A 4,892-nucleotide genomic window follows, 5' to 3' on the forward strand; every position below is an offset into this window, starting at 1 on the left:
CTACGTGTGCCTGCAGAGTTAAGTGGGTGGATTGGAAGGGATTCTTGGAAAAATTATGCGCTTTTTGTTGCTTTTACCATAGAACACAATGTTGTGAGGCGTTTTTCTTATTTCTTCTTCATTCAACTCCTCAAAGTTCTCATCTCCAAGGTTGATTGATTTCTCTGGAAACATTTCTCTGTCACCGTCATGGAAAGCCTCTGTAAAGAAGACCTCCTCTTTTGTCATCCGTGTAAGGTACATTCCAGACCAATAATCCTTGCTGATGAACCATTTTTCTATGGTAGGAATGAAAACTATAATCCTGAACATCCTTGTTTGGTTGACTATTTTGAATAATCCGAATAGTCGGCTTTCTGCTCTTTCTGGCTGAAAACAGTTAAAAGCATAGAGTTCTGCGTCATTAGTCCGCACATAGTTGCCATCCAGATATTCATACCTTAGTTCATGTCCGTCTACCTTTAGCTTACCAATCCACGGCCCCGACATTCCAAAGCTTTCACGGGAGTCTATGTAACTTAATTCTAATTCCATTTATTATTTAAATGCCTCACAACTACTGTGTATAGGGAACTGTTCCGGTTATTGGCACCATGAATGGAGTAAAACATCCTGTTTACAACCAAAAATAACTAATAACCGGAGTCGGGTTAGCAAACATAGTATTAGGTTGAAGTATAATTGGTCAATAAAGGATTGATTTACTACTATCCTTCTAACAATTTTTCAAGTTCCGCAGAAAGCAACGCTTTATCAGGCAGATACAACTGGTATTTGCTTACAAAAAGTTGGTTGCTGATGTTTTCCGTGGCGTATTCTACTAAAATGTGGTCTTTGTAAGCGCCTAATACAATCCCGATGGGCGGGTTGTCGCCTTCTACGTTTTCTTCTTTGGCGAAGTAGTTCAGGTACAGGTTCATCTGCCCGATGTCGTGGTGCTCTATTTCGCCGCGTTTCAGGTCTAGCAAGACAAAGCATTTGAGAATGCGGTGGTAAAAAACCAGGTCCACAAAGAAATGCCGGTTCGCCAGGCTGATCTTATATTGGCGGCCGATGAACGCAAAGCCTTTGCCCAACTCCAACAGGAACTCCTCTAAATTCCGGATCAGTTTTTCTTCCAATTCGCCTTCTTTGTACTGGTATTGCTGCGGAATACCCAAAAACTCAAACACGTAGGGGTCTTTGATGATATCGGCAGGCTTTTGAACGTCGGTTCCCTGTGCTGCTATCTGCAAAACGCCAGCCTTGTCTTTGCTTAACGCCAACCGGTGGAACAGCATGCTTTTCATCTGGCGTTTCAGCTCGCGCACGCTCCAGTTTTCTTTTTCGCATTGCCTGGCATAAAAGCTGATTTCAAGGTCATTGTCCGCTTTCAGAATTTCATAGTAGTGCCCCCATCCCAAATGGTGGGACAGTGTCCCACTATTTGGGAAAGCTTGGTAGAGCTTCCGCATATAGAAGAGATTAGAGCGGCCAAACCCCTTGCCATAACTGTGAGTCAAGTCTTTGGATAGCCGGACTAACAGCTCAGAGCCGTATTCGGCTTTCGCTTTTCCGCCCTGCTCAAACTCTACAATGTGCTGGCCAATCTGCCAATAAGTTTGCACAAGTATGGTGTTGATAGCCCGCCCCGCCTGGGCACGTCCGGCTTGGAGCAACTCCCCAATTTGCTTGATTAATCCAGTGTATGGTGACAAGTCTTTCATTCAGCTTCTTTGTGCAGTTTAAAAGTGAATAAGCGAAGGATGTTCATTTGCCGGCTCGTGCCTTCACTGGTTGACTAACAAGTTATACCTTCTATTCGAGGTTAAAAAGTGATCCTTTTCCTAAGCTCATCTATGCAGCGGCATCTATCAAAACGCCCGAAGCCGAGGCGCTGGCAACCATTGCCTTCTCTGCGTGTTTTCACCAGCAAGCGGAAAGTCGCCTGTGTCTGGCTTGTTGCCTCTGGGCACACCAGCAAGGGCGGCAAAGCCTCTCAATATAAAAAATCTCTTTAACAAAGAAAGGTGTTCACCTGCCAATATCAGGCAGATAAACACCTTTTCTAAAGCTTCCCCCAGCAGGAAGCGACATCTTTCTTTGGTTACACGGCTACCTCAAAGCCCACCGATCGGCTTACCTCGGCCCATTGCTGAAATTCTTGGCTCAGGCTGTCCAGTTTCTGGGTGGCCATGTCATAAGCATCAGCGCCCAGGAGCAGGTGCAGGGGCGGGTTTTCAGCGGCGGCGGTTTGGATGAGGGCGGCGGCTACTTTCTCGGGGTCGCCGGGTTGGTTGCCGTTGATCTGCTCCTGGTGCAGCGCCTGCATTTCACGCGCATTGGCGTACTCAGGCATGGGCGCTTGCGCCGTGGCCAGTGAGTTTTGCGTTAGGAAGTTGGTTCTGATGTAGCCCGGCATCACCAGCGTCACCTTGATCCCGAAGGGTTCTACCTCGGTAGCCAGGGCTTCGGTGAAACCGTTCACGGCAAACTTGGTGGCGCAGTATATCCCAAAACCCGGGAAACTTCCGCTCAGGCCCGCAATAGAGGAAATGTTGAAGATATGGCCGCTGCCCTGACGGCGCAGGTACGGCAACGCTTTTCTGATCACGTTCAACGACCCGAACACGTTGACCTCAAAGTTCCGGCGGGCTTCCTGGTCAGAGAGTTCTTCCAGGCTGCCAATGAGGCCGTACCCGGCGTTGTTCACCACTACATCTACGCGCCCGAAGGTCTCAACCGTTTTCGCCAGGGCCTGGGTCACGCTTTCCTCATCCGTCAGGTGCATGGACAAGGGCAGGAACTGGTCTGTGGGGTGATCCACGGCCTGGGTGAGTTGGGTCACGTTTCGGGAGGTGGCCGCTACGGCGTGGCCTTGTTGCAGCAACTGACGGGTTAACGTAAGCCCGATGCCGGTGGAAGCGCCCGTGATGAACCACACTTTTCTGGTTTGATTTTCCATGATTTCCAAGGTTTTAAGTTTAAAACAAAGGTAGCGCATGGGCGGGCGGCGGTGTTTGCGCCGTTCAAACCATCACTTGCAAAAATCAAACATGCCGAAATTGTGAGGGCGGCAGCGAGGTGTGTTTCTTGAAGAAGTTGTTGAAATGGGCGGGCTCCTCAAAGCCCAGACTGTAGCCGATCTCCGAAATATTCCAGTCGGTGTGTTTGAGTAGGGCCTTCGCTTCGTTGACCAGTCGCGACGAGATCAGCTCTGTGGTGGTTTTACCGGTGGTTTTCTTGATGGCGCGGTTCAGGTGATTCACGTGCACGGCCAACTGCTCGGCAAAGTCCTTCGCCGACCGCAGCTGAAACCGCTGACCTGGTGATTCAATGGGGAACTGGCGCTCCAGCAACTCGCTGAACACGGCCGTGATGCGCGCGTTGGCGTCTGGGTGTTCATAGAGCACCTCAGAGGGTTGGCTTTTCAGGGCGAGGTGCGTCATCTCGGTGACGTAGTTGCGCAACAGGTCGTACTTGTAGAGGTAGTCAGAGTTGATTTCTTCCAGCATCTTCTCAAAGATGGCCTCCACCTGCTGCTGTTGCGCCTCGGTTAAGGAATACGCCGGTTTTCCGCCTACGGCGAACATTGGCAGATCCTGCAGGCTGCCCCTGATCTTCTCGGTGAAGAAAGCCTCGGTGAAAATGCAGAAATAACCGGTGGGTGCACCAGAGACGGCCTCCCAGGTGTACGGCACCTGCGGATTGAAAAACATGAGCGTATTGCCGGTGGCTTCCACACTTTTCTCGGCGTAATGGTACCGGAAATGCCCCCTGAGCAGTGAGATTTTGTAGAAGTCGCGGCGGCTGTAGTTGGCGGGGGTGAGGGCGCAATCCTCCAGCCGGAACACGTTAAAATGCCCCAGGTCTTTCTTCAGGTTCTCGGGAAGCCAGTTGAATTTGTGCTGGTAAAACTCTTCTAAGGTTTCGGTGGTAGCCATGGTGAAAGATACGTGATTTCAGGTGAAACTGCTTGCTGCGTTTCTGGTCTGTTTCCCGAAAAGAAGGCTGAAAACAGAAAAGTCTTCTTTAAGGCTTTGCACATTTTGTCCCCCTTGGAAGGTAGAGCCGTCATGTTCTATTTAGATGAATTGGTTCCTTCAGGAAGGCATTGTCCTTGCTGCCTATTTTGAGCCCCACGGCTCACTGCTTTGCAAACTTTAGCTCATTTTAGGTCCAAGTTGGAAACTCGAATCAGCTATGTTTTTAGAACGTAACGGCCCTGCCCTTTGAAGGGGTAGGGAGATGAGTACGAGCGCTGAATACGGCATTGTAGGGGCAATCCCTTGTGGTTGCCCTTTCACGTTTGCAAACATAGTAGGGCAACCACAAGGGATTGCCCCTACAATGCCTCTATTTCGTTTTAGGGCAGTTTTTTGAAAACAGCCCCCAAACAGGAGACTACTTCTCTTCCCGGTACAAAATCATGCCGGCGTGGTAGAGGATGCCGTCTTTGAAGTCGCCGTCGGCGGTGAAGCCGGTGTCGTCTTTGTAGTCTATGTGGTCTCCGGTGAGGGTGTAGGCGCCCCGGTAGGCGCTTTGGCGGGAGCCGCGGGCCTCGTCATAGCGGCCGTTGGGCAGGAGCTCGTGCCGGATGTATCCATCGGCGGTGACCCACATGCCTACGTACGGGTGCGTTGGTGTTGTCATGGCGTTGTCAGTTTTTGTAGTGCAAAGCTAGTGCCGCCTGTGGCGCGGGTGTTTGCCCATATCAAACCGTTCCTTGCAAAATTCAAACAACGGGTTGCGGCTGTTTATGGCTCCTTTTTCGGAAAATAGCTCTAAAACGCTTTTTGGAGGCATAGCAGGTATCCGGCTTGGCTTAGGGCGCGTTGACAAATAGGGAATGATTTTGGTTTGATCTTGTTGCTGTTATAAAAGTTTATGAGACGCTACGAGATCACGGACCG

5 protein-coding genes are annotated in these 4,892 nt (G+C 50.2%); all 5 read right to left on the bottom strand.

Annotated features, from left to right (window positions below):
* Nucleotides 1–18 precede the first annotated feature (18 nt).
* On the bottom strand, nucleotides 19–534 hold the full coding sequence (locus H7U12_RS15990) for a hypothetical protein (protein WP_186639833.1): 516 nt from the start codon (nucleotides 532–534) through the stop codon (nucleotides 19–21).
* Nucleotides 535–707: 173 nt separating this feature from the next.
* Nucleotides 708–1,697: a PDDEXK nuclease domain-containing protein gene (locus H7U12_RS15995; protein ID WP_206683940.1), complete on the bottom strand. Its 990-nt coding sequence runs from the start codon at nucleotides 1,695–1,697 to the stop codon at nucleotides 708–710.
* Nucleotides 1,698–2,086: 389 nt separating this feature from the next.
* The gene (locus H7U12_RS16000; protein WP_186639837.1) at nucleotides 2,087–2,944 is read right to left on the bottom strand and encodes an oxidoreductase; all 858 of its coding nucleotides are present in this window, start codon (nucleotides 2,942–2,944) and stop codon (nucleotides 2,087–2,089) included.
* 85 nt (nucleotides 2,945–3,029) lie between these two features.
* Nucleotides 3,030–3,923: a helix-turn-helix domain-containing protein gene (locus tag H7U12_RS16005; RefSeq protein ID WP_186639839.1), complete on the bottom strand. Its 894-nt coding sequence runs from the start codon at nucleotides 3,921–3,923 to the stop codon at nucleotides 3,030–3,032.
* Between the two features lie 460 nt (nucleotides 3,924–4,383).
* Complete coding sequence (locus H7U12_RS16010) at nucleotides 4,384–4,632, bottom strand: Atu4866 domain-containing protein (RefSeq protein WP_186639841.1); 249 nt, start codon at nucleotides 4,630–4,632, stop codon at nucleotides 4,384–4,386.
* Nucleotides 4,633–4,892: the final 260 nt, after the last annotated feature.

The sequence above is a fragment of the Rufibacter sediminis genome, assembly GCF_014269285.1.
GTDB lineage: Bacteria > Bacteroidota > Bacteroidia > Cytophagales > Hymenobacteraceae > Nibribacter > Nibribacter sediminis.

What these genes read in the sequence shown, in the direction of transcription:
- H7U12_RS16010 (WP_186639841.1), bottom strand. Translation starts at nt 4,632, where the DNA reads ATGACAACACCAACGCACCCGTACGTAGGCATGTGGGTCACCGCCGAT.
- H7U12_RS15990 (WP_186639833.1), bottom strand. Translation starts at nt 534, where the DNA reads ATGGAATTAGAATTAAGTTACATAGACTCCCGTGAAAGCTTTGGAATG.
- H7U12_RS16005 (WP_186639839.1), bottom strand. Translation starts at nt 3,923, where the DNA reads ATGGCTACCACCGAAACCTTAGAAGAGTTTTACCAGCACAAATTCAAC.
- H7U12_RS16000 (WP_186639837.1), bottom strand. Translation starts at nt 2,944, where the DNA reads ATGGAAAATCAAACCAGAAAAGTGTGGTTCATCACGGGCGCTTCCACC.